This window comes from Thermotoga sp. RQ7 (genome assembly GCF_000832145.1).
Classification (GTDB): Bacteria; Thermotogota; Thermotogae; order Thermotogales; family Thermotogaceae; genus Thermotoga; species Thermotoga neapolitana.
The window spans coordinates 1,108,305-1,134,455 of sequence record NZ_CP007633.1; the positions used below are offsets into that span (position 1 = coordinate 1,108,305).

The 26,151-nt window shown below is 46.7% G+C and carries 29 protein-coding genes; 21 read left to right on the top strand and 8 right to left on the bottom strand.

Translation table 11 applies throughout. The features are described 5' to 3' along the window. Window positions 1-12: 12 nt before the first annotated feature. Window positions 13-2,376, bottom strand: a complete 2,364-nt coding sequence (locus TRQ7_RS05500; RefSeq protein WP_041437598.1) for a glycoside hydrolase family 2 protein — start codon at window positions 2,374-2,376, stop codon at window positions 13-15. A 101-nt stretch (window positions 2,377-2,477) separates the two neighbouring features. Between TRQ7_RS05500 and lepA the strand changes: the two genes are divergently transcribed. The 21 genes from lepA (at window position 2,478) to pyrH (ending at window position 19,892) form a co-directional block, all read left to right on the top strand. Further along, window positions 2,478-4,295: a translation elongation factor 4 gene (lepA, locus tag TRQ7_RS05505; RefSeq protein ID WP_015919328.1), complete on the top strand. Its 1,818-nt coding sequence runs from the start codon at window positions 2,478-2,480 to the stop codon at window positions 4,293-4,295. Further along, entirely contained in the window at window positions 4,292-4,756 is a 465-nt protein-coding gene (locus tag TRQ7_RS05510; protein ID WP_015919329.1) for a DUF3242 domain-containing protein, read from the top strand. The genes lepA and TRQ7_RS05510 overlap by 4 nt, the downstream gene beginning before the upstream one ends. After that, window positions 4,753-5,421 carry a glycerophosphodiester phosphodiesterase family protein gene (locus tag TRQ7_RS05515; protein WP_015919330.1) on the top strand — a complete coding sequence of 223 codons (669 nt, stop codon included), beginning with the start codon at window positions 4,753-4,755 and terminating at the stop codon, window positions 5,419-5,421. Before TRQ7_RS05510 ends, TRQ7_RS05515 begins: the two co-directional genes overlap by 4 nt. A 5-nt stretch (window positions 5,422-5,426) precedes the next feature. Continuing rightward, on the top strand, window positions 5,427-5,792 hold the full coding sequence (locus TRQ7_RS05520) for a carboxymuconolactone decarboxylase family protein (protein WP_038067212.1): 366 nt from the start codon (window positions 5,427-5,429) through the stop codon (window positions 5,790-5,792). After that, window positions 5,770-8,451: a DNA polymerase I gene (gene polA, locus TRQ7_RS05525; RefSeq protein WP_015919332.1), complete on the top strand. Its 2,682-nt coding sequence runs from the start codon at window positions 5,770-5,772 to the stop codon at window positions 8,449-8,451. The genes TRQ7_RS05520 and polA overlap by 23 nt, the downstream gene beginning before the upstream one ends. Window positions 8,452-8,464: 13 nt before the next feature. After that, on the top strand, window positions 8,465-8,929 hold the full coding sequence (locus tag TRQ7_RS05530; protein WP_015919333.1) for a chemotaxis protein CheX: 465 nt from the start codon (window positions 8,465-8,467) through the stop codon (window positions 8,927-8,929). Window positions 8,930-8,982: 53 nt separating this feature from the next. Continuing rightward, on the top strand, window positions 8,983-9,216 hold the full coding sequence (locus tag TRQ7_RS05535; RefSeq protein ID WP_231556027.1) for an AtpZ/AtpI family protein: 234 nt from the start codon (window positions 8,983-8,985) through the stop codon (window positions 9,214-9,216). Continuing rightward, window positions 9,152-9,502: an ATP synthase subunit I gene (locus TRQ7_RS05540; RefSeq protein WP_015919334.1), complete on the top strand. Its 351-nt coding sequence runs from the start codon at window positions 9,152-9,154 to the stop codon at window positions 9,500-9,502. The genes TRQ7_RS05535 and TRQ7_RS05540 overlap by 65 nt, the downstream gene beginning before the upstream one ends. After that, window positions 9,499-10,341 carry a F0F1 ATP synthase subunit A gene (gene atpB / locus TRQ7_RS05545; RefSeq protein WP_038067221.1) on the top strand — a complete coding sequence of 281 codons (843 nt, stop codon included), beginning with the start codon at window positions 9,499-9,501 and terminating at the stop codon, window positions 10,339-10,341. The genes TRQ7_RS05540 and atpB overlap by 4 nt, the downstream gene beginning before the upstream one ends. Window positions 10,342-10,353: 12 nt before the next feature. Beyond that, window positions 10,354-10,611, top strand: coding sequence for a F0F1 ATP synthase subunit C (locus TRQ7_RS05550; protein ID WP_038067226.1), 258 nt, complete (start codon window positions 10,354-10,356; stop codon window positions 10,609-10,611). Window positions 10,612-10,623: 12 nt separating this feature from the next. Then, window positions 10,624-11,118, top strand: a complete 495-nt coding sequence (atpF, locus tag TRQ7_RS05555) for a F0F1 ATP synthase subunit B (RefSeq protein ID WP_015919337.1) — start codon at window positions 10,624-10,626, stop codon at window positions 11,116-11,118. Next, window positions 11,115-11,666, top strand: coding sequence for a F0F1 ATP synthase subunit delta (locus TRQ7_RS05560; RefSeq protein WP_041844198.1), 552 nt, complete (start codon window positions 11,115-11,117; stop codon window positions 11,664-11,666). The genes atpF and TRQ7_RS05560 overlap by 4 nt, the downstream gene beginning before the upstream one ends. After that, window positions 11,663-13,174 carry a F0F1 ATP synthase subunit alpha gene (gene atpA / locus TRQ7_RS05565; protein ID WP_041844199.1) on the top strand — a complete coding sequence of 504 codons (1,512 nt, stop codon included), beginning with the start codon at window positions 11,663-11,665 and terminating at the stop codon, window positions 13,172-13,174. Before TRQ7_RS05560 ends, atpA begins: the two co-directional genes overlap by 4 nt. A gap of 21 nt (window positions 13,175-13,195) precedes the next feature. Further along, the gene (atpG, locus tag TRQ7_RS05570) at window positions 13,196-14,017 is read left to right on the top strand and encodes an ATP synthase F1 subunit gamma (RefSeq protein ID WP_038067229.1); all 822 of its coding nucleotides are present in this window, start codon (window positions 13,196-13,198) and stop codon (window positions 14,015-14,017) included. 11 nt (window positions 14,018-14,028) lie between these two features. Beyond that, window positions 14,029-15,435 (top strand): F0F1 ATP synthase subunit beta, encoded by a 1,407-nt coding sequence (gene atpD, locus TRQ7_RS05575; protein ID WP_015919341.1) that lies wholly within the window; start codon window positions 14,029-14,031, stop codon window positions 15,433-15,435. 4 nt (window positions 15,436-15,439) lie between these two features. Beyond that, window positions 15,440-15,763, top strand: a complete 324-nt coding sequence (locus tag TRQ7_RS05580; RefSeq protein ID WP_015919342.1) for a F0F1 ATP synthase subunit epsilon — start codon at window positions 15,440-15,442, stop codon at window positions 15,761-15,763. Further along, window positions 15,763-16,584 (top strand): DegV family protein, encoded by an 822-nt coding sequence (locus tag TRQ7_RS05585; RefSeq protein ID WP_255347890.1) that lies wholly within the window; start codon window positions 15,763-15,765, stop codon window positions 16,582-16,584. Before TRQ7_RS05580 ends, TRQ7_RS05585 begins: the two co-directional genes overlap by 1 nt. 12 nt (window positions 16,585-16,596) lie before the next feature. Then, a complete protein-coding gene (raiA, locus tag TRQ7_RS05590) occupies window positions 16,597-17,133 on the top strand; it encodes a ribosome-associated translation inhibitor RaiA (protein ID WP_015919344.1) in 537 nt (178 codons plus the stop codon). 69 nt (window positions 17,134-17,202) lie between these two features. Further along, on the top strand, window positions 17,203-18,567 hold the full coding sequence (locus tag TRQ7_RS05595; protein WP_041844201.1) for a ribonuclease E/G: 1,365 nt from the start codon (window positions 17,203-17,205) through the stop codon (window positions 18,565-18,567). A 1-nt stretch (window position 18,568) separates the two neighbouring features. Continuing rightward, a complete protein-coding gene (tsf, locus tag TRQ7_RS05600; RefSeq protein WP_015919346.1) occupies window positions 18,569-19,162 on the top strand; it encodes a translation elongation factor Ts in 594 nt (197 codons plus the stop codon). Between the two features lie 34 nt (window positions 19,163-19,196). Further along, window positions 19,197-19,892 carry a UMP kinase gene (gene pyrH, locus TRQ7_RS05605; protein WP_015919347.1) on the top strand — a complete coding sequence of 232 codons (696 nt, stop codon included), beginning with the start codon at window positions 19,197-19,199 and terminating at the stop codon, window positions 19,890-19,892. Here the strand turns inward: pyrH and TRQ7_RS05610 are convergent. The 7 genes from TRQ7_RS05610 to TRQ7_RS05640 form a co-directional block, all read right to left on the bottom strand. Beyond that, the gene (locus TRQ7_RS05610; protein ID WP_052472236.1) at window positions 19,889-21,097 is read right to left on the bottom strand and encodes an MFS transporter; all 1,209 of its coding nucleotides are present in this window, start codon (window positions 21,095-21,097) and stop codon (window positions 19,889-19,891) included. The genes pyrH and TRQ7_RS05610 overlap by 4 nt on opposite strands. 67 nt (window positions 21,098-21,164) lie before the next feature. Next, complete coding sequence (locus tag TRQ7_RS05615) at window positions 21,165-21,686, bottom strand: transcription repressor NadR (protein WP_038067236.1); 522 nt, start codon at window positions 21,684-21,686, stop codon at window positions 21,165-21,167. 20 nt (window positions 21,687-21,706) lie between these two features. Next, window positions 21,707-23,362, bottom strand: coding sequence for a radical SAM protein (locus TRQ7_RS05620; RefSeq protein WP_015919350.1), 1,656 nt, complete (start codon window positions 23,360-23,362; stop codon window positions 21,707-21,709). Beyond that, complete coding sequence (locus TRQ7_RS05625) at window positions 23,359-24,108, bottom strand: hypothetical protein (protein ID WP_038067356.1); 750 nt, start codon at window positions 24,106-24,108, stop codon at window positions 23,359-23,361. Before TRQ7_RS05625 ends, TRQ7_RS05620 begins: the two co-directional genes overlap by 4 nt. 22 nt (window positions 24,109-24,130) lie before the next feature. Next, a complete protein-coding gene (locus tag TRQ7_RS05630; RefSeq protein WP_015919352.1) occupies window positions 24,131-24,499 on the bottom strand; it encodes a hypothetical protein in 369 nt (122 codons plus the stop codon). Then, entirely contained in the window at window positions 24,480-25,049 is a 570-nt protein-coding gene (locus TRQ7_RS05635) for a sigma-70 family RNA polymerase sigma factor (RefSeq protein WP_015919353.1), read from the bottom strand. The genes TRQ7_RS05630 and TRQ7_RS05635 overlap by 20 nt, the downstream gene beginning before the upstream one ends. A 32-nt stretch (window positions 25,050-25,081) precedes the next feature. Then, complete coding sequence (locus TRQ7_RS05640) at window positions 25,082-26,143, bottom strand: lysine racemase (protein WP_041844203.1); 1,062 nt, start codon at window positions 26,141-26,143, stop codon at window positions 25,082-25,084. Window positions 26,144-26,151 lie beyond the last annotated feature (8 nt).

Sequence of the window (26,151 nt, forward strand, 5' to 3'; positions counted from 1 at the left end):
TCAAGGGGGCTTTCATCTTTCTAGATAATCAAAAAGGGATTTCACATCGAAAAACCCACCTGGCTTTTTGAGAATGATCTTTTCTCCGGGCTCAAGGAACAGGAAGTCGTCTTCTGGCAGTTCCTCTGAGAGGATCTTGATACCGAAAGCAGGCCTTTCTGCTGTTATTTCGATTTCATTCTCTTTTTCAATCACCGAGATCCCCGGATCTGGAACGTCCATCTCTCTCCATTTCTTCAGGATCCTGTAGTTCTTGAAAGATCTGCCTTCTACCCTCACTTCTACAAAGAACACCAGATCATCCGAAGTGGAAACGGTATCCACCAGGGTTACTGAATCTGCTGGTAACGTGACATCGTAGAACTTTTCAAACACCAGATCTCCTGACACTCTGTAGGCTGCAAATCTGACACTGGCTTTTTTAAGCTCTCTGAGATCGCTCACAACAAAAAGACCCACCTTGCCATCGACTTTCTTCACAACCGGAAGCACGTCCGCGAAGAACCTTCTTGCGTAATAGTACAGTGCTTTTGGTCTTTTGAAGTAATCCACGGCAGACCAACTGAAAACAGGCCAGCTGTCGTTCAATTGCCAGAAGAGCGTTCCTGCCGTTTTGTATTTTCTGCTTCTCCAGTGTTCCACACCGAACTTGATCGCCTCTGCCTGATTGAGCTGAGACAGATAAACAAAACTTTCGAAGTCTCTGCAGCGGCCAAAGTTTCCGTAGATGAACCTGATGAGTCTTTCCTGCCCTTCGACCTGCTTGTTGTGTTTCAGCATTACCGGGTGAAATGGATCTCTTTCCTGTGGTTTTGAGAAGAATTCAATCGTCTTCATATGGGGGGCTCCCTGAAAACCGAACTCGCTTATGAACTTTCCGGTGTCTTTTTCGTAATGATCGTAGTTCATCCAGCCGCTCCATACGTTCCAGACGTGCCTGTCACCTTCTTTTTCACTGTTTGCCTTCTCTCCACCGTACGGGCTGGAAGGCCAGTACGGAGTTGCGGGATCTTCCTCTGCACATATTCTGGGAAAGTCGAAAAGGTAGAGTCTGTTTCCCAGATTGATACCGTCCACTTTTCTTGACATGTTACCCCATTCGTCAAATCCCCAGTTGTTCTCGTTGTTACCACACCACAAAACGATGGAAGGATGGTACCTGAGTTTTCTCACGATCTTTCTTGCCTCATCGTTTGCTAACTTTCTGAACCATGGCAGATGATCTGGATATTCCAGACACGCGTACATGAAGTCCTGCCATACCATGATCCCAAGTTCGTCACACAGTTTGTAGAAATCTTCGCTCTCGTAGATCCCGCCACCCCAGACCCTCAGCATGTTCATGTTGGCCTCTTTTGCCATCTTTACGAGTTTCTCGTAATCTTCTGTTTTCAACCATGTGAGGATGTTGTCCGCCGGTATCCAATTTGCTCCCTTTGCGAAGACTTTCTCACCGTTGATCTCGAAGATGAAAGTCTTTCCTTCACCATCTGGTTCCTGTAAAATCCTTACCTTTCTCAAACCGATTTTTTTCTCTTCCCTGTATACTTCTTTTTCCGATTCTTTCAGAATGAAGGTGAAATCGTAGAGGTACGGTTCTCCAACATTCCAAGGGTACCAGAGTTTCACGTTCTTCAGGCTGAAAACACCCTCGAAGAACTTTTCACCGTTTTTCTCCATCACCTGATAACTTCCCATCTTCTCGCCGTTTACAAAAACATCGACTGAAAGATCCCCTTCTCCATAAACGAACCCGTTCACTTTTACCACGGCATCCTTTCCCTTCAGATCAACGAGGTAAGCGGTGGAGTCCTGAAGACGGGCTTTTCTGTACGTTTCAATGTAAACGGGTCTCCAGATACCACTCGTTACAATTCGAGCACCCCAGTCCCATCCGTAGGAGTACTGAGCTTTTCGAATGTAACCCCTGATGCTGTCCTCTGGACCACCCAGCACCCCGTAATTTTGTTCAAGGGTCTTTGGAACTTTCACAGGAGACTTTATGAACACCCTGAGGTGATTCTTCTCTTTCAGCACACCTTTGATGTCGAACCGATACTCCAGGAACATGTCTTCTGTGCTTCCAAGATACACATCGTTCAGGTAAACGTCGGCCAGTGTATCTATTCCTTCGAAGACAAGGTCGACCCTATCTTCGTCTAAGAGATCTTCCCGAAAGTTGAACTCTCTCTCGTAGATCCACTCTCTATCTTCGATTTCTTTAAAAAGATCTTCGTTGGTTCCCACATAGGGATGGGGAAGCAATCCCTCCCTGACCAGATCAGCCTGAACGACTCCCGGGACAAGCCCCACAAGGGAGAATTCCCCCTTCGAATCTCTGATTTGCCATCTTCCGTTGAGATCGATTCGTCTCATAAACCTCCCTCCTTCCTTTTGAATGTATATCACAGAGAAGTTGAAAAAACGAAATGGTAAAATTCAAAAGTGAGGTTAATTTCTCCGGAGGTGATCTGTGAGTGTACAGACCCGACCTGATCAGGAACATCTGTATAATCGCCCACATTGATCATGGAAAGACAACTCTTGTGGACAGAATTCTCGAGATCACAAACACAGTGGATAAAAGGAAGATGAGAGACCAGTACCTGGATATGATGGACATAGAAAGAGAGCGTGGTATCACGATAAAGGCCCAGCCGGTGAAGGTTATGTACACAGCCGAAGACGGGAACACCTACGAGATAAACATAATCGATACACCGGGCCATGTGGATTTCTCTTACGAAGTGGGAAGAAGCATGGCAGCCTGTGAAGGAGCCGTGCTGCTTGTGGATGCAACTCAGGGAGTAGAAGCCCAGACCGTTGCGCACACCTATCTTGCCATAGAGCACGACCTGGAGATAATCCCTGTGATAAACAAGATAGATCTTCCAAACGCAAACATCGAAGAGACAGCCCTTGAGATAAAGGATCTTCTCGGTGTGAAAGACGAAGAAATACTGCTCGTCAGTGCCAAGGAAGGTACGGGTGTTAGAGAACTTCTTGAGGCCATAGTTAAAAGAGTTCCTCCACCTAAAGGGGACATCAACGGAAAACTCAAAGCACTCATATTCGACGCCAAATACGACAACTACAAAGGTGTTATTGTGCACATTCGTCTCTTCGATGGGCAGGTCAAGCCCGGCGATCGCATCATGACCTTTTCAAACAAAAAGGTCTACGAAGTGCAGGAAGTCGGAGTGTTCCTACCAGAGATGACACCAGTGGACGCACTCAGTGCGGGAGAAGTTGGATATGTGATAGCAGGTATAAAAGAAGTGGGAGACGCTCGGGTGGGAGACACCATAACATCCGCCGACGATCCGGTCGAAGAGCCGCTTCCAGGATACAGAGAGATAAAACCCATGGTATTCGCAGGGATGTTTCCAGGACTTCCAGAGTACTATGAGGAACTCAGAAAAGCCCTTGAAAAGTTGAAGCTCAACGATTCTGCCCTGTATTTTGAACCCACCATGTCTCCTGCTCTGGGATTCGGTTTCAGATGTGGTTTTCTCGGACCTCTTCATATGGACGTTGTGAGAGAAAGAATAGAGAGAGAATTCGATCTGGCAGTCATTTTGACGGCTCCGAACGTCAGGTACAAAGTTGTTTTGAGAAACGGAGAAGAACTGGAGATCACCGATCCTTCAAAATTTCCGGAAGAGGGAGAAATACTGGAAGTGTACGAGCCCTACGTTGATCTTTCGATAATAACGCCCACCGATTACATAGGACCACTCATCAACCTCGTTCAGAACGAAAAGAGAGGAGAACTCAGGGCAACAGAGAACGCCGGGAGAAATCGTGTGATACTGAGGTTTGATGCTCCACTTTCTGAGATAATCTACGACTTCTTTGATAAAATGAAGGCAGTGAGCAGAGGCTATGCATCGATGGACTACGAATTCAAAGAGTACAGAAAAAGCGACCTGGTGAAAGTGACGATTCTGGTCAACAAAGAACCTGTCGATGCACTCTCTTTCGTCGTTCATAGATCGAAGGCTTACCCGGTGGCAAAAAAGATGGTGGAAAAACTGAAAGAGTTGATCCCGAGACATCAATTTCAGATACCGATTCAGGCAAAAGCAGGAGGCAGGATAATAGCAAGAGCCGATATAAAAGCGCTCAGAAAGGACGTCCTCGCCAAGTGTTACGGTGGAGATGTGACAAGAAAGATGAAACTCCTGGAAAAACAAAAGGAGGGAAAGAAAAGACTCAGGGAAATAGGGCGTGTTACCATTCCCCAGGAGGCATTCCTGGCCCTTTTGAAGATAGGAGAAGGTGATGAAAAGTGAGATGGTTGCTTCTGATAGCGATCGTTTTTCTTCTCTCTGCCTGCTCGTTTTTTCAAATAGAGGTTCCACCTGATGCCTACTCTGTGGAGACCGCTCTTCAGATACTGGAGAATCAGGAGTACAGACTGGTAGACATCAAAGAGGTGGATCAATACAGGGATGTGGAAATGAAGGGAAAAGTGGCAATCTTCGAGTCGAAAACAGGAGATGTTTTGCTTCTTTATGCGTACAGGGGAGAAGATGCCAAGCAGGTGTGGAAGGCGGTAAAAAAGAAATCGGGGTTTCTCTCGGTGAGAAGCATCCTGGAACTGCCGAACATGGGAAAGTTTTCCACGATACTGGACGGAAAAAGGATCGTCTCTTGGTGGAAAAAAAGATGGTTTTTCACCGTGGAAGGTCGAAATGGGGTTGACAAGTTTGTGAAGCACGTTTTCAGAGTGTACGGGGTGTTGAAAGAATGATCGTGCTTGGTCACAGGGGCTACTCAGCGAAATACCTGGAAAACACTCTGGAAGCGTTCATCAAGGCCATCGAATACGGTGCGGATGGTGTGGAACTCGATGTGAGGCTTTCAAAGGATGGAAAAGTGGTGGTGTCACACGATGAGGATCTGAAAAGGCTATTTGGAAAGAATCTGAAGGTGAAAGATGCCACGCTCGATGAGTTGAAAGAGCTTTCAGATGGAAAGATAACTACTCTGGAAGAGGTGTACGAACACATCTCTGACGACAAGATTGTGAACGTTGAAATAAAAGAACGAGAAGCGGCAAGACCTGCCCTTGAGCTTTCGAAAGGCAGAAAAAACGAGATCTTTTCTTCTTTCGACCTGGACCTTCTGGACGAAGAATTCAAAGGGACAAGATACGGATATCTTATAGACGAGGAAAACTACGGAGACATCCAGAGCTTTGTTGATCGTGTTGAAAGAGAACGCCCTTATTCTCTACACATTCCGTACCAGGCGTTCGAAAGCGAGTTCGTGGTAGAGCTCTGTGATAGATTCAGAGAAAAGGGCATCAGGATCTTCGTCTGGACTCTGAACGATCCCGAGATTTTCCAGAGAATAAAGGCTCATATCGATGGTATCATAACAGACGAAGTGGAACTTTTCTCGAAAATGAGGTGAAAAGCATGGAATACAGAAAATTCGTCGAGACCAGGCGGAAACTGAACGAGAAGGTGCTTTCCAGGGGAACGTTGATCACCAAGCGATTCTTCAACCTGGATACGTCCGTGTACAGACCGGGAAAGCTCGATACGAAAACCAAAGAGTTGATGGGACTTGTTGCATCGATGGTCCTGAGGTGTGATGACTGTATAAGGTACCATCTTGTGAGGTGTGTACAGGAAGGTCTGAGCGACGAAGAGATATTCGAGGCCTTCGATGTAGCCCTTGTAGTGGGAGGATCAATCGTGATCCCACATCTGAGACGGGCGGTGGATTTTCTGGAGGAGCTCAGGGGGATGCAGGAAAATGGCGAGACTATTTCTCTTTGATGGCACAGCCCTGGCCTACAGGGCATATTACGCCCTCGACAGATCCCTTTCCACATCCACAGGAATTCCAACGAACGCCGTCTATGGCGTTGCCAGGATGCTCGTTAAATTCATAAAGGAACACATTATACCCGAAAAGGACTACGCGGCTGTGGCCTTCGACAAGAAGGCAGCGACGTTCAGACACAAACTGCTCGAAGCGTACAAGGCGCAAAGGCCAAAGACGCCGGATCTTCTAGTTCAGCAGCTACCTTACATCAAGCGGCTGATAGAAGCTCTTGGTTTCAAAGTGCTGGAGCTGGAAGGATACGAAGCAGACGATATCATCGCCACGCTTGCAGTCAAGGGCTGCACGTTTTTTGATGAGATTTTCATAATAACCGGTGACAAGGATATGCTTCAACTTGTAAACGAGAAGATAAAGGTCTGGAGAATCGTCAAGGGGATATCGGATCTTGAGCTTTACGATTCGAAAAAGGTGAAAGAAAGATACGGTGTGGAACCACATCAGATACCGGATCTTCTAGCACTGACGGGAGACGAGATAGACAACATTCCCGGTGTAACGGGAATAGGTGAAAAGACCGCTGTACAGCTTCTCGGCAAGTACAGAAATCTTGAAGACATTCTGGAGCATGCCCGTGAACTCCCCCAGAGAGTGAGAAAGGCTCTCTTGAGAGACAGGGAAGTTGCCATCCTCAGTAAAAAACTTGCAACTCTGGTGACGAACGCACCTGTTGAAGTGGACTGGGAAGAGATGAAATACAGAGGATACGACAAGAGAAAACTACTTCCGATATTGAAAGAACTGGAGTTTGCTTCCATCATGAAGGAACTTCAACTGTACGAAGAAGCAGAACCCACCGGATACGAAATCGTGAAGGATCATAAGACCTTCGAAGATCTCATCGAAAAGCTGAAGGAGGTTCCATCTTTTGCCCTGGACCTTGAAACGTCCTCCCTTGACCCGTTCAACTGTGAGATAGTCGGCATCTCCGTGTCGTTCAAACCGAAAACAGCTTATTACATTCCACTTCATCACAGAAACGCCCAGAATCTTGATGAAACACTGGTGCTGTCGAAGTTGAAAGAGATCCTCGAAGACCCGTCTTCGAAGATTGTGGGTCAGAACCTGAAGTACGACTACAAGGTTCTTATGGTAAAGGGTATATCGCCAGTTTATCCGCATTTTGACACGATGATAGCTGCATATTTGCTGGAGCCAAACGAGAAAAAATTCAATCTCGAAGATCTGTCTTTGAAATTTCTCGGATACAAAATGACGTCTTATCAGGAACTGATGTCGTTTTCCTCACCACTTTTTGGTTTCAGCTTTGCGGATGTTCCGGTAGACAAGGCTGCGAACTACTCCTGCGAGGATGCAGACATCACTTATAGGCTCTACAAGATACTCAGCATGAAGCTCCATGAAGCGGAACTTGAGAACGTCTTCTACAGGATAGAGATGCCGCTTGTGAACGTTCTTGCACGCATGGAATTGAACGGGGTGTATGTGGACACAGAATTCCTGAAAAAGCTCTCGGAGGAGTACGGCAAAAAGCTCGAGGAACTGGCCGAAAAAATCTACCAGATAGCAGGTGAGCCCTTCAACATCAATTCTCCAAAACAGGTTTCAAAGATCCTTTTTGAGAAGCTGGGAATAAAACCCCGTGGAAAAACGACAAAAACAGGAGAGTACTCTACCAGGATAGAGGTGTTGGAAGAGATAGCGAATGAGCACGAGATAGTACCCCTCATTCTCGAGTACAGAAAGATCCAGAAACTGAAATCGACCTACATAGACACCCTTCCGAAACTTGTGAACCCGAAAACCGGAAGAATTCATGCATCTTTCCACCAGACGGGTACCGCCACTGGCAGGTTGAGTAGCAGTGATCCAAATCTTCAGAATCTTCCGACAAAGAGCGAAGAGGGAAAAGAAATTAGAAAAGCGATTGTGCCCCAGGATCCAGACTGGTGGATCGTCAGTGCGGATTATTCCCAAATAGAACTCAGAATCCTCGCTCATCTCAGTGGTGATGAGAACCTTGTGAAGGCCTTCGAGGAGGGCATCGATGTGCACACCTTGACTGCCTCCAGGATCTACAACGTAAAGCCAGAAGAAGTGAACGAAGAAATGCGACGGGTTGGAAAGATGGTGAACTTCTCTATAATATACGGTGTCACACCGTACGGTCTTTCTGTGAGACTTGGAATACCGGTTAAAGAAGCAGAAAAGATGATTATCAGCTATTTCACACTGTATCCAAAGGTGCGAAGCTACATCCAGCAGGTTGTTGCAGAGGCAAAAGAGAAGGGCTACGTCAGGACTCTCTTTGGAAGAAAAAGAGATATTCCCCAGCTCATGGCAAGGGACAAGAACACCCAGTCCGAAGGCGAAAGAATCGCAATAAACACCCCCATTCAGGGAACGGCGGCAGATATAATAAAATTGGCTATGATAGATATAGACGAGGAGCTGAGAAAAAGAAACATGAAATCCAGAATGATCATTCAGGTTCATGACGAACTGGTCTTCGAGGTTCCCGATGAGGAAAAAGAAGAACTAGTTGATCTGGTGAAGAACAAAATGACAAATGTGGTGAAACTCTCTGTGCCTCTTGAGGTTGACATAAGCATCGGAAAAAGCTGGTCTTGAAGGAGGAATTGGTATGGATGCGAAGATAGTGAACGCCCTCATTGGATCTGTGTACGAGACCATAAAAAGTGTGTTGAGGGTGGAACCAAAACTGGGAAAGCCGTCTGCGGTGTCGCACATAGAGATTCCCCACTCGGTGGTTACCGTTATCGGTGTGACGGGTAGTATAGAAGGAAGCCTGATTTATTCTTTTTCTTCAGAAACGGCTCTGAAGGTCGTTTCTGCAATGATGGGCATGGAGTACGGTCAGCTTGACGAGCTTGCCATGAGCGCCATAGGAGAGCTTGGAAACATGACGGCTGGAAAACTCGCGATGAAACTTGAAACCCTTGGAAAACACGTTGATATCACACCTCCCACGGTGGTGAGTGGAAAAGACCTCAAGATAAAAAGCTTCGGAACTGTTTTGAAACTACCGATCTCTGTTTTCTCAAACGAGGACTTCGACCTTCATCTGTCTGTAAAAAGTGGAGGGTGATGCATATTTCAAAGAATCTTTTTAGGGACTTTGGGAAATACAACATGGTTGTCATGTTTACTACAACGTTGATATCGAACATAGTGGTAGGGGCTTTGCTGGGGTACTATCTGGACAAATGGACGTTCAAAAACGGAATTTTACTCTTTGTTTTTACAATTTTAGGGATCTTTTCTGGTTTGTATAACGGTTTCAAAATACTTTTGAAAGAATCCGAGAGGTATGATAAAAGTGAAAAGACTAACAAAAAAGATGACGGCAGTGATAACGATTCTGGGACTGGTTGAAGCGTTCATCTTCAGTTTGATCTTTGGGTTTGAAAAGGGATGGGGACCGATCCTTGGAAGTACTGGAGCGATAGCAAATCTCTTTTCTCTGAAGAGAGATATAGAGAGAATGGTAGCCAGAAAGACAACGAAAGGCTGGGTTCTGGGGTATCTGGGTAGGTACACGTTCAACGCCGCTCTTTTTCTGATAGGTGGACTGGTATCACTTGAAACACTCATCGGTGTCTTTGTTGGATTGATGAACCTGAAAATCGTTTCTTTCGTTGCCTGGAGGTGGCTGGATTGAAGATCACGTTCAGCAAAAAGGAGAAGATATTTCTCTCGATCTTCATTGCGGCTTACATAGTGGTTGCTATTTTGAACATCCAGCAGCTGAAAAAGACTCCGATGGAAGAAATCTTCGGAGGTCTTGGGAAAAGGTGGATAGTGGATATAAACGGTTTCAGGTTCAACCCGATGACGATAATGGTGGGAGCCGGTATAGCCGTTCTTCTCATCCTCATTGCGTACAGATTGAGAAGGTTTGAACTGGTACCGAACAGAAAACAGGCCCTCATAGAGTCCATCCTTGAGACGTTCTATGAGATCGTCGATGAGTCGATACCGGACAAGAGGTTTGTAAAACCCACCTTTGTGATCGCGACCACACTGTTTCTTTTCATAGCCTTCTCCAACGTGATCGGCGGGGCGGTACCTGGAATAAACGTTGTTGCTGCCGAAGATGGATCCATCCAGAAAATCACCCTCTTTTCCGACATCTGGCCCGCTCCTACGGGGGATCTGAATACGAATCTCACCTACGCCGTTCTTGTTTTGATCATCAGTCACGTGTTTGCGATAAGATCCAAGGGGTTCAAAGAGTGGCTGAAAACCTGGTTCTATCCGAATCCTGTGATGTTCCCGATAAACCTCATCGGTGAACTGGCAAAACCCATTTCTCATTCTTTGAGGTTGTTTGGTAACATAGGTGGTGGTGCCATACTCGTTTACATTCTCTCTTACATGACGAAGTACTTCTTTGCACCCATAGTCTTCTGGGGATTCTTTGGAATATTTGTGGGACTGGTGCAGGCTTTCGTGTTCAGTATGCTCGCTGTTGCATACATCAGTTCACAACTTTCGTGAGGAGGGATGAAGATGGAAAACCTGAGCGATCTCGCACAGGGACTGGCACTTCTTGGGAAATATCTTGGAGCGGGACTCTGCATGGGAATAGGTGCCATAGGACCGGGTATAGGAGAAGGTAACATAGGTGCCCATGCTATGGATGCCATGGCAAGACAGCCTGAGATGGTCGGTACCATCACTACAAGAATGCTCCTTGCTGACGCTGTGGCAGAGACAACCGGTATATACTCACTTCTCATAGCCTTTATGATCCTCCTCGTGGTGTGAGGAGGGATAACTTTGGGTTTTCTGGAGATAAACTGGACTTCAGCAGCAATGTTGATGCTCTTTGTACTGATGGTCTATTTTCTGAACAAGTTTCTCTACACTCCGTTCATAGAAATGGCTGAGAAGAGAAAAAAGAAGGTCGAAAGTGATCTAAAAAGTGCCGAAGAACTGAAAAAAGAAGCAGAAAAGATGAAAGAAGAAGCGGAAAAACAACTGCTGGAGGCTCGCCAGAGAGCCGACGAAATAGTTGAGAGCGCAAGAAGGGAAGCAGAAACAATCGTTGAAGATGCAAGAGAAAAGGCAAAAAAAGAGGCACAGAGCATCATAGACTCTGCAAAAGCCCAGATAGAGGTTGAGTACAAAAGAGCCCTGGAGCAGATTCAGGAACGTGCTGCGGAACTTTCCGTGGTTATGGCCACCAAATTGCTTCAGAGGGTTTTCCAGGATGAAAGGGCAAAGAGGGAATACCTCATCAAAATTCTCAAAGAGGAGATAGAAAAGTCATGAAGCTTTCCGCGGTAGCCGGAAGATACGCCAGGGCTTTCCTGAACATCGCCATCGAAAATGAAAAAGAAGATGAATATCTGAGATTTCTGGATTTCGTTTGCAATGTTTATGAGTCGAACAAGGATCTGTTCGACAATCCGGTTGTAAAACCGGAAAAGAAGGTGACGTTGATAAAGAGTGTCCTGGAAGAGTTCGGAGAAGAGATGGATGAATTTCAGGAAAGGTTTTTGATGCTTCTTTTCGAGAGAAAAAGGCAGAAACTTCTCAGAAACATTCGTGAGTTGTTCGAGTACGAAAAGATACTTTCAGAACAGAAGGTACCCGCAGATCTGAGAATAGCACACGTTCCGAAAGAAGAAGAGCTTACTCTTCTCAGGAAATTCATACGAAAATATGCACTCAAAGATCCTGTGTTCAAAACGACCGTAGACGAATCCTTGATAGCGGGAGCCGTTGTGGAATTCGAAGGATTCAGACTGGATACGACCGTTCAGGGCAGACTGAAAAGGCTCTCCCAGGAAACCCTCAAAAGGGGTGAGATGAGTTGAGGATAAATCCCGGTGAAATCACCAAAGTACTGGAAGAAAAGATAAAGAGTTTCGAAGAGAAGATAGACCTTGAGGACACCGGAAAGGTCATCCAGGTGGGAGACGGTATAGCCCGTGTGTATGGTTTGAACAAGGTGATGGTGAGTGAACTTGTGGAGTTTGTGGAGACAGGCGTCAAGGGTGTGGCCTTCAACCTGGAAGAAGACAACGTTGGTATCATCGTGCTCGGCGAATACAAGGACATAAAAGAAGGACACACCGTCAGAAGGCTCAAAAGGATCATAGAAGTGCCTGTTGGTGAAGAACTCCTTGGAAGAGTGGTGAATCCTCTCGGTGAACCCCTCGACGGTAAAGGACCTATAAATGCAAAAAATTTCAGACCGATAGAGATAAAAGCTCCTGGTGTCATCTACAGAAAACCCGTTGACACACCCCTCCAGACGGGTATAAAGGCCATAGACTCCATGATTCCTATTGGTAGAGGCCAGAGAGAGCTGATCATAGGCGACAGACAGACCGGAAAGACCGCCATAGCCATCGACACGATCATCAACCAGAAGGGACAGGGTGTTTACTGTATATACGTGGCAATCGGTCAGAAAAAATCTGCAATAGCAAGGATTATAGACAAACTCAGGCAGTACGGAGCCATGGAGTACACCACGGTGGTGGTGGCTTCCGCATCCGATCCCGCCACACTCCAGTACATAGCGCCCTACGCGGGATGTGCCATGGGAGAGTACTTTGCTTACTCTGGAAGAGATGCACTCGTGGTGTACGATGATCTCTCGAAACACGCCGTTGCCTACAGGCAACTCTCACTTCTCATGAGGAGGCCTCCTGGAAGAGAGGCATACCCCGGTGATATATTCTACCTGCACTCCAGGCTCCTTGAAAGAGCGGTTCGACTGAACGACAAACTCGGTGGTGGTTCTCTGACGGCACTCCCAATCGTTGAGACCCAGGCAAACGACATATCCGCTTACATACCAACGAACGTGATATCCATCACAGATGGACAGATCTACCTCGAACCCGGCCTGTTCTACGCAGGACAGAGGCCTGCTATAAACGTCGGTCTGTCCGTGTCCAGGGTGGGAGGAGCCGCACAGATAAAGGCCATGAAGCAGGTGGCTGGAATGTTGAGAATAGAACTTGCCCAGTACAGAGAACTAGAAACCTTCGCCCAGTTTGCAACGGAGCTGGATCCGGCCACAAGGGCTCAGATCGTAAGGGGTCAAAGACTCATGGAACTTCTGAAACAGGAACAATACAGTCCAATGCCCGTTGAAGAACAGGTTGTTGTTATATTTGCGGGAGTCAGGGGCTATCTGGACGATCTGCCTGTGGAGGCAGTCAGAAGGTTCGAAAAAGAGTTCCTCAGGTTCATGCATGAGAAGCACCAGGATATACTGGACGATATCAGAGAGAAGAAAGAACTTACCCCCGAGACAGAAGAAAAACTCAAGAAGGCTATCGAAGAGTTCAAAGCTGTGTTCAGGGTGTGATGGGACATGAGCAGAGGTCGAATGTTACAGATAAAACGGAAAATAAACGCCACACAATCTCTCATGAAGATCACACGTGCCATGGAAATGGTGGCACGTGCGAAATCGAGAAAGATGGAGGCAGAGTATCAGAAATTCAAACCCTTCTACGAAGAGGTAAAACGTCTTTGGTCACTGATACCGGATGAGAGTCTCGATCCAGTCTTCTTCGAAGAAGGAGACAGAGATCTGATCGTGGTGATAACGAGTGATATGGGACTCTGTGGTTCTTTCAACAGCGAAATCATAAGAGAAGCAGAGAAGGTGATCTCCGAGTCGAAAAATCCCCATCTTATACTCATAGGTCTCAAGGCAATAAACCATTTCAGAACGGGGAACATTTTGAAGATGTACGATAGATTCTATGAAATACCAGATTTCAGGAACGGTTCAACGATCGTGGAGGATATCTACGAATTCATGGACGGCAGACCTGTGAACGTCAAAGTGGTGTTCAGTCGATTCAAGAACATACTCATTCAAAGACCAGAGGTGTACGATCTCATTCCTCTCAAAAGAAAAGAGAAGAAGAGAGAAGATTTCGAATTCGAACCTCTTCCTGAGCAACTCGTTCCCGTCGTACTCCATTACTATCTGTCTACCACTTTGATGGAACTCATGTTCCAGACGAAGATAGGGGAGTTCTATGCCAGACAGAACGCCATGAAGAACGCAACCGACAACGCCCAGGAAGTGATCAGAGAGCTGACACTGGCTTACAACAAAGCACGTCAGGCTTCGATCACCCAGGAACTCATAGAGATAGTGACGGGTGCTGAAGCACTGAAGGAAATCGAAAAATGAGGTGATACGGTATGGCAAAGGGTTCAAAAGGATACATAGTGGGAGTGATGGGGCCCGTCGTGGATGTGAAGTTCCCCGAAGAAGAACTTCCAGACATATTCAACGCCCTTGAGGTCGTGAATCCTCAAACGGGGCAGAAGATTGTTCTTGAAGTAGAACAACTCATAGGAGACGGTGTCGTGAGAACGGTGGCGATGGACTCCACCGATGGGCTCATGAAGGGTCTGGAAGTGGTTGATACGGGTGAACCAATTACCGCTCCCGTGGGAAAAGAAGTACTCGGAAGAATACTGAACGTTATAGGAGAGCCCGTGGACGAAGCCGGCGAGATAAAGTCGAAGGAAAGGTGGCCGATCCACAGGCCTGCTCCTGAACTTATAGAACAGTCCACCGAGATCGAAATCCTCGAGACGGGGATAAAAGTTATCGATCTGCTTGCACCGTTTCCAAAGGGTGGAAAAATAGGTTTCTTCGGTGGTGCAGGTGTTGGTAAAACCGTGCTCGTTATGGAATTGATCAGAAACATCGCTATAGAGCATAAGGGATTTTCCGTGTTCGCGGGTGTTGGTGAGAGGACAAGAGAGGGAAACGAACTCTGGCTTGAAATGCAGGAAAGCGGCGTTCTTGGTAACACTGTCCTCGTCTTCGGACAGATGAACGAACCACCGGGAGCGAGGTTCAGGGTTGCCTTGACCGCGCTCACAATAGCCGAATACTTCAGGGACGTTGAAGGAAGAGACGTTCTTCTCTTCATAGACAACATATTCAGGTTCGTTCAGGCAGGAAGTGAGGTTTCTGCCCTTCTTGGAAGAATGCCATCCGCAGTCGGTTATCAGCCTACTCTTGCAACCGATATGGGAGAGCTCCAGGAGAGAATCACCTCGACCAGGAGAGGATCCATCACTTCCGTTCAGGCCATTTACGTACCCGCAGACGACATAACTGATCCTGCCCCCGCAACCACCTTCGCTCACCTGGATGCGACCGTCGTTCTGTCAAGAAGAATAGCAGAGCTCGGGCTTTACCCTGCTGTTGACCCACTCGATTCTTCTTCGAAGATACTCGATCCTGCCGTTGTCGGAAGAGAACACTACGAAGTGGCAAGAGGTGTTCAGGAAGTACTCCAGAGGTACAAGGACCTGCAGGATATCATAGCCATCCTCGGTGTAGAGGAGTTGTCTCCGGAGGACAAACTCGTTGTTCACCGCGCAAGGAGAATTCAGAGGTTCTTGAGTCAGCCTTTCCACGTTGCCGAAAGGTTCACCGGAAGACCCGGTAAATACGTTCCTCTCGAGGAAACGATCAGAGGCTTCAAAGAGATCCTCGATGGAAAGCTCGATGATGTGCCAGAGCAGGCGTTTCTCATGGCTGGGACCATCGACGAAGTCAAAGAGCGCGCCAAAGAGATGAGGAGTTGAAACCGTGAAAGTGAAGATCGTAACACCCTATGGAACGGTGTTCGACAGAGAAAGCGATTTCGTTTCTTTTCGTACTGTCGAAGGTGCGATGGGTATTTTGCCGAGAAGAGCTCCTATCATCACACAGCTTTCCGTGTGTGATGTAAAAATCAAATCTGGTGAAGAGGAGTTTCGTCTCAAAGTTGCAGGTGGTTTTCTCGTGTGTGATGGAAAAGAGGTGACCATAATAACTGAGGAGGCGGGAAGAGAAGAGGACATCTCCCCAGACAGGTTCATGGAAGCCAGGGAAAGGGTAGAAAGGGTGAGAAAATTCTTCCAGTCTTCGTAATCGACAGTGCCGTAACCGTTGGAGATTGGAAGCTCCCGTTTCCGTTGAAGACCGTGGGAATAAAGGTTTACATCGACGATAGAGAGTTCACCGATGGAGTGGATCTTGATTCGGAGACGTTTTACAGTTTTTTTGGGAAAGCAAAAGACTTCAGAACGGCCGTTCCTTCTCCAGTTGAAATGGAGAAGATTTTGCGTGATATAATTTCTGAAGGTTACACCAGGATCTTCTGTGTTCATCTGTCCTCGAAGTTGAGTGCTTTCTACAGTGTCATGAACGGCGTTGTAGAGCGCTTGAAGAAGGAATTTCCAGATGTAGAATTCAAGGTGATAGATACCAGGCAGGTCTCGATCGGAGCGGGATACGTGCTGCTGGAACTGATGAGAGCTGTCGAAAGAGGAGAGGAAGACCTGGAAACAGTCGTTGAAAACGTGAACAGGAGGATAAAAATAAGATTCTCTGTTCTTGAGTTCAACTACCTCATAAAGAGTGGAAGGGTCAGAGCAACAGTCGGCATACTGGGAAATCTGGCGAAGATATTCCCTATCATGAGTCTTGAAAACGGAGAACTGAAGGTCGTTGCAAAAAAACGTGGCTTGAAAAACGTCGTCGAAAAAATCGTGGAGGATCTGAAGACAGAAAAGCCTAGAATGCTTGGGTTGGCTTATGCCGGCGAAGAGATGAAGGAGATCGTCCTTGAACTGAAGGCAAGACTTCAGGATGATAAAGTGGAAAGAGTGGACATCGTCAGATTACCCCCTACCCTTGCCGTTCACTCAGGGCCCAAGATGTTTGGCGCAGGGATTCTGACACTCGAATGAGGAGGTGTTCTCATGGATTACAGAATAACGGGAAAAGGTGTAGAGATATCGGACGCCATAAAGAACTATCTCGAAAAGCGCCTCGATAAAGTTGACAGAGTGATCTACGATGACGAATTGGTTTCGTTCAACGTCAGAATAGAGAAAGACGGAAAGAACCAATATGTTGTGAAATTCAACATGAACCTGAAGGGGAACATCATAAACGTGGAAGAAAGGCATCCAGACATCTACACGGCGATAGATTTCGCATCCGACGCTCTGGAAAAACAGGTGAAGAAGCTGAAAGAAAAGATAAAGAACCACGATCACAGAAGGTCGGTCCCGGTGGAAAGGCCTCTGGAAGAACCCGGGGAATTTTCTCCTTCTGATAAGATCTCTTCTGTGAAGAGAGTCTCTCTGCTCAACATGGATCTCGATGAGGCGGTCATGCAGATGGAAGAATTGAACCACAAGTTCCTTGTTTTCAGGAACGTCAACACCGGAGAGATAAACATGCTCTACCGTGACGAAGACGGTGAAATTCACCTTCTCGAAATGGCAGAGTAAACCGGAGGTGTCGAAGATATAAGAGAGTTCCTCCTGAACGTACAACCAGACAGTTTATCTTACGCGATCCTGAACGAAGGTGATCTGGAAGAAATCTTCCTCGATGAAATAGAGACGATCACGGGAAAGATCTATCTTGGAAAGGTAGAAAGGATCGTACCTGGCCTCGAAGCAGCCTTTGTGAAGATCGGAAAGGGCAGAAACGCTTTCTTGAAGCTCAACGAGATAAACGAGTCCTACAGAGAGATTGTTCTGAAAGGACAGGAAGTAACAGAGGGAGCAAAGGTGCTTGTCCAGGTGAAGAAGGACGCTTCTGGAAAAAAGGGGCCACAGGTGACAGCACAGATCGGAATCGCTGACAGATTCGTGGTAGTCTTTCCCTTCAAGAAAGTAGTGGGAGTCTCCAGAAAGATCGAAAACAGGCTGGAAAGGCGAAGGTTAAGAAGTCTTGCCATCGACTTGAGAAAGAGATACGGCATCGGAGTTATCATAAGAACGGCCGCTGAAGGAGTTGAAGAGGAAGAAATCGTCAAAAACTTTCAGGAGGCCCTGAACAAGTGGAACGAAGTTCTTCAAAGGTTCAGAAGATCGAGAAAACCAAAACTCCTTTATGAAGAGGATCCCATCGAGCAGATAGTGAAAGAGAAAGTAAATTCAAAGATCGACAGGTTGATTTACAACGAAAAATCGATCCTGAGCACTCTGGAAAAGTACGTTCAAACGCTTCCGAAAAGACCAGAACTCGTGTATACAGAAGGCGATCTGTTTGAAAAGTACTTCATCTACGACAGACTGAAACAGCTTCTCTCTCGAACGGTGCCGTTGAAGAGTGGTGGAAACATAGTGATAGACAGGACAGAAGCCCTTACGGTGATAGACGTGAATTCAGAAAGCTACACAGACGCTGAAAATCAGGAAGAACTCGCTTTGAAAACCAACCTGGAGGCTATCGAGGAGATCATCAGACAGTTGATTCTCAGAAACATCGGTGGTATCGTTGTGGTGGATTTCATCAAACAGCGGGATCCAAAGAACTATGAAAAGATTCTGGAGCGCTTCAAGGAACTCGCAAAGAAGGATGGAACGAAAATAGAAGTCTTTGGTTTCACAAACCTGGGTCTTCTGGAAATGACAAGAAAAAGAACAACCAGACCACTGGATGCTTTTCTTTTCACCAGATGTCCCGTCTGTGGTGGTACCGGAAAGGTCATCTCGCAGAAGGTCCTTCTAAAGAGGATAAAGGAGGATTTGAAGAAGCTGAGAGAGTTCGACGAAGTCACTTTGAAACTTCATCCGAACATGTCCGGCTATTTTAAGAAAGAGGATGTGAAAAGACTGGAGAGAGAATTCAAGGTGAAAATTTCTCTGGATTACACCTGGAACGACCCAAATTCTTATGAACTCAGTGCAAAGACCAAGAAAGGAGGAAAGTGAAATGGAAGTATCCATGGATCTCATCAAAAAACTCAGAGAGATGACGGGTGCAGGAGTGCTCGATTGCAAGAAAGCACTCGAAGAGTCCGAAGGAGACATAGAAAAAGCAGTGGAAATTCTGAGGAAAAAGGGAGCAGCGACCGCAGAGAAGAAGGCAGGAAGAGCCACGAAGGAAGGCATAATAGTTGCCTACGTCCATTTCAACGGAAGAATAGGAGTTTTGCTCGAGATGAACTGTGAAACGGATTTTGTGGCAAGAACGGATGAATTCAAAGAGCTGGCTTACAACCTGGCAAAACAGGTTGCTGCAATGAAGCCGAGGTACGTCAGAAGAGAAGACGTTCCAGAGGAAGTCATAGAGAAAGAAAAGGAAATCTACAGAGCCCAGATAAAGGACAAACCAGAACATGTGATCGAGAAAATCGTCGAGGGAAAACTGGAAAAGTTCTTCGAACAGGCGTGTCTCTACGAACAGACTTACATATTCGATGACTCGAAGAAGGTGAAAGACCTCATCAACGAGCTCATAGCAAAAACTGGAGAAAACATAAGAGTTTCCAGGTTCACAAGATACGAAGTCGGAGAAGAAGGGTGAGCAGAAAGCTCACCCTTTTTTTGGAGGTAGAGTTATGAGAGTGCTGGTGAAACTGAGCGGAGAGGCACTGTCCGGTGAAGGACGAAAAGGTTTTGATCCAGAAAGGGTGTCGTATCTCACCTCGGAAATAAAAAAGGTGGTCGAAGAAGGTTACAGAGTGGGAATAGTGGTGGGAGCGGGAAATCTGTTCAGGGGAATCGAATTGAGAGGTCTTTCCAGAGAAAGGGCAGACCAAATTGGCCTTCTTGGAACCGTCATGAACGCGGTGTATCTGAAAGACCACTTTGAAAGGGAAGGTTTGAAAACAAAGATATTCTCTCAGATAGTGAACCTCCCCGATGTGGAAAGTGTGAGTTACGATTCGATCGAATCGGCCATTGAAAACGGTTTCGTTCTGATATTCGCGGGTGGAACGAGCAATCCATTTTTCACCACAGATACCGCCGCCGTTTTGCGTGCGAAAGAGATGAAAGCCCAGATCATCGTCAAGGCAACAAAGGTGGATGGAATCTACGACAAAGATCCCAAACGATTCTCAGATGCCAGAAAGATCGAGCGGCTGACCTTTTCCGAAGCGATGAAAATGAGAATCGAAGTCATGGACGCCGAGGCCTTTGCACTCTGTAAAAAGTTAGGCATAACCGTCAGGGTTATAAACTTTTTCGAGCCGGGTTCACTTTTGAGAGCCCTGAAGGGAGAAAACATAGGAAGCATCGTTTTGCCTGATTAATCGATATACCTTCCTTTTGTCTCTCTTCCGAAGATCAAAACAGCGATTCCTGCTGCCACGGCCATCGCAGAGATCCATGAAAGGGTTTCTGCGATGCTCTTTCCTCTTTCCATCATGAAACCCGTGTAGTACGGTGCTATCATTCCAGCTACCCTTGCCCATACACCGGCTGCTCCATTCCCGGTGCCCCTGAGTGGTGTGGGGTAGAGTTCGGGAGTGTAGGCATAGACCAGCCCCCATACTCCCAGACAGAAGAACGAAAGAACCATGGCAGAGACAAGAAGTGAAACGTCCCCACGCACGTTGGCCCAGAGCAGAGCGGCAGCTCCCGTTCCTATGAAGTAAACCCCCAGAGAAACCTTTCTTCCCCATTTTTCTATGAAGTAAGCCGCCGAAAGGTATCCAGGAAGCTGTGCCACCATCATATAAAAGGTGAACCATGAAGACTTGAGCACGCTTATTCCCTGAGAAGAGAAGATCCGTGGAGCCCATGTGAACAGTGCGTAGTACACGAAGCTAACCACAAACCACACAGACCAGATCAAGATGGTATCTTTCAGGTGTTCTTTCTTCAAAAGTGAAGCTATGGGTACCTTTTCTTTCTTCGGGGGAACTATCTCCTCTTCCACTTTTTTTCCAAGTACCTTCTCCAGAGCACTCTTTCCACCTCTCAAGAGGGCGTATTTTGGAGTTTCTGGCATTCTGGAAAACACGGGAACGAAGATGTATCCAAGGCCGAAGATCCAGAAGATCCATCTCCAGTTTGGAAGAACGAGAACCGAAAAAAGCCCGATCAGAATACTTCCAACCGCCCAGCTGGACTCCAGAAGAACAAGGTACCTTCCCCTGAGTCCAGTACTGGTGAACTCGGAAAGGTACGCGTTGAAAGACGGCATCAACCCGCCGTATCCAAAACCAGACAACGCCCTTAAAACCACAAGGGCACTGAACGACTTCGAGAATCCTGACAGGAACGTGAAGGTGATTGTGACAACAAAAAAGAGAAGGTTCGAGGTCTTCCTTCCAAGAAGGTCTGCCACAAATCCGACGGAGAGAGCACCGAGGAGCATCCCCAGGAAAGTGGCACTCGCTATTGCGGCTCCCTGAGTGGAGGTGAGTTTCCATTCCTCGATCACGTAGGGAAGAACGAACGAGAGAAGCATGACACCCGCCGCATCGAACATCCAAGCGATCGAGGTAAGCATCAGAAATTTTCTCTGAGTTTTCCTGTCAACGTACTTTTCGACGATTTCGTCTATTCTTTTCACGGCTTCATACCTCCTCTATCAGAAAGCCTTTCTCATTCAGTTCTTTCAGTATTTTTCTCATAGTTTCCTCGTCTGGAGCTTCTATGGTGTGAAGATGCACTCCTCCTGACAGTTTCAAAAGTGGTTCCGTCTTGGTCATCTCCATGAGGCTGATGAATTTTAGAACATCCTCTTCTGTGGAGACATCGATGATTCCCCTGATCTCACCGTAGACAGGATGTTCCACGATCACGTCCAAAACTCTTCCACCGTTTCTTACGATACAGAGCAGTTCCTCCTTTATATCTTCCGGTTCATGTTTTACGGCGACAAGCTTTGAGACCTTTGCTTTTCCTTCACTGAGAACGTAACCTCTGGGAGTTGCGATTATGCTGTATCCCTGACTTCTCAGATAGGCAATGTCCTGAACGATTATCTGTCTGCTCACACCGAGCTCTTCTGCCAGTTTAGAGCCACTGACAGGTTCTTTCGATCTTTCGAGAATCTTCAGAATAGACCTCAGACGCTCCTTCTTGAACTCTCTCATGTTCGTCACCCGTAAATATTTTACACCTGCTGTAAAGAAATGCCAATCTTCTTCAGCACTCTCATCGTTTCAGGGGGAACAATCTTTTCCAGTTCACTCCAGTTTCTGAACGGACGATTCAGGATGATCTTTCTCGCCAGTGCCTGGCCGATTCCGGGTATCGCGGTGAGTTCCTCGAGTGACATGCTGTTCAGGAAAGGAGGATAGGGGATGGCAGTGACGGACCGCTCTCCGTGCGATACGACCACGACGTCCATCACATTGGAGTGAACACCGGGGATTCCCACGAGAATGGGGTAGCTTCCGAGTTGTCTTCCAAAGGTGAATTTCCCTTCCACATACTCTGGTATCACTTTCCTCAGGATGGTTCCCACAGGAAAGACCCGTTTTAACATCTCGTGGTCGATCTCCTCACGGATCTTTCTTTTCCATTTTTCATGGAGGTGGCTTTTGATCTTGTGCTTTCTAGTTTTGAAATATTCGTAGACAGGAGTTCCCGGATAAACAAGAAGTTTTCTTATGTTGATCCTTCTTAAGAGATATCCATCGTCCAGAATTTTTTTCAAATAAAAGTAGTCTTTCTCGAGGGTCTGTTCGGTCTCACCGGGAAGACCGAAAATCAGGTTTACACCAGGAAGAAGTTTTGGGACTCCTTCCACACGTTTGCCACCTATTTCGTTCACTATGAAAACAGCCCTCAGGAATTCTTCGGGAGAGCCCTGTATGTTGTTTCTTTTCAGAACAGTTTCATCGAAAGATTCCACACCGAAGGAGAACACATCCCCGGGTGTGTTGTATCTAACGATGGTTTCCACGATCTTTCTACACGCTTTTTCGTGTCTGACAAGATAAACAGGGTTGGCGTTGTCGGTGTGAAGAACCTCAAGTGAAGGAGCAACTGTTCTGGTGCCAGAGTACAGCTCTTCAATTATCTCTGGAGAGGGTTTCCCAGCGTTCATGTCGGATCCGTAGGCCAGGATGTTCGCTGTTCTGCCAAAGCGAAACGCTTTGCATCCTGCCCTGTAGAGAGACTCTATCTCTTCAAGGACAGACCTGACCTTTCTTGAAGTTAATCTTCCATGGAGTATGGGTTCCGTACAGAAAGTACAGAAGGTCTCTCTTTCACATCCCCTTGAAAGTTCTATTTCGCAGATAATGTGTGGAAAATTGGGATGTTTTTTGAGAATAACCGCACCGTGTGGTGCTACCATGTCGATTATTTCGTAGTCGCTTTTTGCTGTTGGATCGGGCTCTCCTCGAAAATAAGAGAGGGCAAAGGCCTCCAGATCACCTGTCACCAGGTAATCTGCTGGTATTTCCGAAAGTTTGGCAACGGTCCCTCCTCTGAGGGAATAGCCCCTGACGATGGGACCTCCCACGACTTTCAGAGGCCTTCTGGCAAGGTTCAGTATCCTCTGAAGCTCTCCAAGGGTCAGAGGTGTTCCTCCCTTGTACCGTCCCGGAACGGTGATACCCGCCACCACGAAGAGATAATCGTATTCGTTGACGATCTCCCACAACTGTTCCTTTCTCATCCTGTCTATGGTGATGTAATCAACTTCCAGTCCCGCAAGAACAAGAGCACCCGCGAGGTACCTTACGTAGGGGCTTATGTAAGGTGGGACACCGAAAACGGCGGGCTCATCAACGTATCCATCGAGAATCAGAGTTTTCATTTTTTCAGAATCACCTTTATCTCTTCAAGTGTTTCCTTGTCGGCAACTATTGCTATCTCCAGACCGTTCACGTTGATCTTCATTGCACCGTCTGGAAGGTCACTCCCGATGAATATCTCCACCTTCTGCCCGTTCTTGTAGATACCCTCTATCTCAAGTCCGGAGGCACCTTCTCTGATGATGATGAACTTGAAGTTGTTCAAAACGTTCACGAGTTCTTTCGGAAACTCGATTTCTGTGTCCACAAGGGAGTAATTTTTCAGAACATCCTCTTTGGAAAGAGAAAGAGACCTGACTTCTTCATAAATCAATCGACTCTTCGTGTTCATGTAGTTTCTCTCTATTTCTTTTGGAAATCCTTCTTTTGTCAAAAGGATCCTGTAATTTCCGGTATCCTGCAGTGTGATCTCGTATCCATCGTCTGTTTCTCTGAGTGTAAGATTTCTTCCCTGCAAAATCTCCTTGAAAGCAAGATCTTCAAGATCCAGGATCAGCATCGGTGACCTTCTCAGTGTTGTATCGGACCCCATGTAACAACTCTGGCCCAGCCTGACCCAGTTCACCCTGATTGGTTCGTGAACGAGGACCATCTTGTCGGCTCCCCACTTGTAGACTTCCTCGTATCTGAAGCGCGTCTTGAGACCTATTTCGATCATGACTCTTTTGGCGTAGTAGTTCGAGTACAACCACCTTTCCACGATATCAGGTAGTGCGAAGATGGTGGCCGCTATTAAGAAGAGGAACATGAACGCCTGTTTTTTCACGTTCTCACCATCCGTCGTTCACCATTTCCACCGTTTTTATGTAATTTATGACCTCGTTGACCACGGGTTTCTGATTTTGAACCACTTCTGTTCTGGAGGGAGAGATCGGTAGAATATCGAGAACAAGAGAAATCAGAAGCAGCGAAGCGATCGCTCCCGTAAGAACGAAAGAAAGAATGAGCTTTTTACGCCTTCTTGTTTTCAAAATCTTTTCCATCAATCTGCCGCTGGGGATGTACTCACAGCGCATTCTGTATATCGACATCGCCTCTTTGTAAATCCGGTAATCTTCGAGCAATTCCCTTGGCAGATTTTCGAGGGGTTCTTCTCCATCGAGAATCCTGTTCAGCCTGTCATCTTTCAACCCTTTCACCCTCTTTCAAGAGTTTCCCCAGTCTTTTTCTGGCGTAATGAAGCCTGCTTTTGACAGTCCCAACAGGCTTTTGAAGAACGGACGCTATCTCTTCGTAACTCAATCCATCTATGTCTCGAAGTTTTATGAGCAATCGATCCTCCGGTGAAAGTTTCTCCAGGGCTTCCTGTACTTTTTCGGCCGTTATGGAACGCAGTACCTCTTCGAGTACATTCTCTCTGGCCTGTGGCTGGATGTAGATTTCGTCCTCGTTGTCGCTTTCCTGAAAATCCGTCAGAAATTCGTTTCTTTTTTTGTATTTCTGAAGGTAGTCCTTGCAAACGTTCACCGCTATTCTGTAGATCCACGTGGAAAGCTTCGAATCTCCCCTGAACTTTTTTATACCTTTGAAAATCCTCACAAAAACATCCTGCACCACATCGTCCACATCGTCCGTGTTCAGATAGCTTTTTGCTATGCTTCCTATTTTGGGTGCAAACTCTCTATACAAAAGCTCGTAAGCCCAGTTTTCTTTCTTCTTCAAGGCTTCCACGAGTTTTTTCTCGTTCAAAGCAGTTTCCTCCTCGTATTAAGACTCACCCCTCAAATCGACGGTTCATATCGCTTTTCCACGAAAGGAGAGGTCATCGCCTTCAGAAGACACGAGTACGTCATTCTGAACCTGAACACATCCCCCACTTTCACATCACCGTATTCTGTTACGTCCAGAACTATGTGGTCGCTGGAGGCGTGAAGTACCTCCACTCCCTTGTCCACCGGTATGAGTCCTCTGCTGTCTATGTCCTGCTCACCGAGAGCACAGATTGCCCTTCTTCTTATACCCCTATCAACGAACTCCACCTTTCTACCAAAAACATCCAGGCCTCTCCTCCCAACAGGGATCGAGGGTTTTTCTTTCACTTCGATCACTTCCGCTTCTACGATGAACGTATCCTGAGACAGCCAGTCTATCACACGGTTGTTTGTTATATCTCTTCCGAGTGCAATCGCTTCTCCTATTCTCAGTTGATTAACACCTTCTGGAATCTCACCGCTTTCCAGTGCAAGCAACGTGGGTGTGTTCCCACCAGACACTATCTCTATGTTGAAGCCGTGTTCTTTTTCCAGTTTTTCTTTTATGCTGAGAAGCATCTCGAACTTCTCCTTCGTGGGAATGATCCCTCCATAGCAGCCAAAGTTCGTACCTATTCCCGATATACTAGAAGGGTTGCACTGAGAGATCTCTTCCACTGCTTTTTCGTACCACACACCCTCTCTCAAATCTCCCACATCTATCATGTAGATGATCTTCACGTTCCTTCCTGTTTCCTTTGACAACTCTTCCACCATCCGGGCAACTTTTGGATCGGAGACCATTATGTAATCGAAATGCTTCACGTCTTCGACCAGCTCGCTCATCATGGGAAGCCTCAACAGCATAAAAGGTCCTTCTATCCCCGCTTTTTTCATCCTCAGAACGTTCTTCAGTCTTGAATCTCCCAAAATTTTTATTCCTGCTCTTTTCAAAGCCTCGGCGAACCTCGGATCTCCCAGTGTCACCTTGGTGACTCCCACTATCTCTATACCTCTTTTTTCTGCCATCTGGACAACTTTTCTGGCGTTCTCTTCGATCTCCTTCAGGTTTATCAGAACTCTTGGATACATGCTGAACA

What these genes read in the sequence shown, in the direction of transcription:
- TRQ7_RS05515 (WP_015919330.1), top strand. Translation starts at nt 4,753, where the DNA reads ATGATCGTGCTTGGTCACAGGGGCTACTCAGCGAAATACCTGGAAAAC.
- TRQ7_RS05620 (WP_015919350.1), bottom strand. Translation starts at nt 23,362, where the DNA reads ATGAAAACTCTGATTCTCGATGGATACGTTGATGAGCCCGCCGTTTTC.
- TRQ7_RS05610 (WP_052472236.1), bottom strand. Translation starts at nt 21,097, where the DNA reads ATGCTTACCTCGATCGCTTGGATGTTCGATGCGGCGGGTGTCATGCTT.
- atpD (WP_015919341.1), top strand. Translation starts at nt 14,029, where the DNA reads ATGGCAAAGGGTTCAAAAGGATACATAGTGGGAGTGATGGGGCCCGTC.
- TRQ7_RS05615 (WP_038067236.1), bottom strand. Translation starts at nt 21,686, where the DNA reads ATGAGAGAGTTCAAGAAGGAGCGTCTGAGGTCTATTCTGAAGATTCTC.
- TRQ7_RS05520 (WP_038067212.1), top strand. Translation starts at nt 5,427, where the DNA reads ATGGAATACAGAAAATTCGTCGAGACCAGGCGGAAACTGAACGAGAAG.
- TRQ7_RS05530 (WP_015919333.1), top strand. Translation starts at nt 8,465, where the DNA reads ATGGATGCGAAGATAGTGAACGCCCTCATTGGATCTGTGTACGAGACC.
- TRQ7_RS05540 (WP_015919334.1), top strand. Translation starts at nt 9,152, where the DNA reads ATGATAAAAGTGAAAAGACTAACAAAAAAGATGACGGCAGTGATAACG.
- TRQ7_RS05535 (WP_231556027.1), top strand. Translation starts at nt 8,983, where the DNA reads ATGTTTACTACAACGTTGATATCGAACATAGTGGTAGGGGCTTTGCTG.
- TRQ7_RS05500 (WP_041437598.1), bottom strand. Translation starts at nt 2,376, where the DNA reads ATGAGACGAATCGATCTCAACGGAAGATGGCAAATCAGAGATTCGAAG.
- TRQ7_RS05640 (WP_041844203.1), bottom strand. Translation starts at nt 26,143, where the DNA reads ATGTATCCAAGAGTTCTGATAAACCTGAAGGAGATCGAAGAGAACGCC.
- TRQ7_RS05560 (WP_041844198.1), top strand. Translation starts at nt 11,115, where the DNA reads ATGAAGCTTTCCGCGGTAGCCGGAAGATACGCCAGGGCTTTCCTGAAC.
- polA (WP_015919332.1), top strand. Translation starts at nt 5,770, where the DNA reads ATGGCGAGACTATTTCTCTTTGATGGCACAGCCCTGGCCTACAGGGCA.
- TRQ7_RS05625 (WP_038067356.1), bottom strand. Translation starts at nt 24,108, where the DNA reads ATGTTCCTCTTCTTAATAGCGGCCACCATCTTCGCACTACCTGATATC.
- pyrH (WP_015919347.1), top strand. Translation starts at nt 19,197, where the DNA reads ATGAGAGTGCTGGTGAAACTGAGCGGAGAGGCACTGTCCGGTGAAGGA.
- tsf (WP_015919346.1), top strand. Translation starts at nt 18,569, where the DNA reads ATGGAAGTATCCATGGATCTCATCAAAAAACTCAGAGAGATGACGGGT.
- raiA (WP_015919344.1), top strand. Translation starts at nt 16,597, where the DNA reads ATGGATTACAGAATAACGGGAAAAGGTGTAGAGATATCGGACGCCATA.
- atpG (WP_038067229.1), top strand. Translation starts at nt 13,196, where the DNA reads ATGTTACAGATAAAACGGAAAATAAACGCCACACAATCTCTCATGAAG.
- TRQ7_RS05550 (WP_038067226.1), top strand. Translation starts at nt 10,354, where the DNA reads ATGGAAAACCTGAGCGATCTCGCACAGGGACTGGCACTTCTTGGGAAA.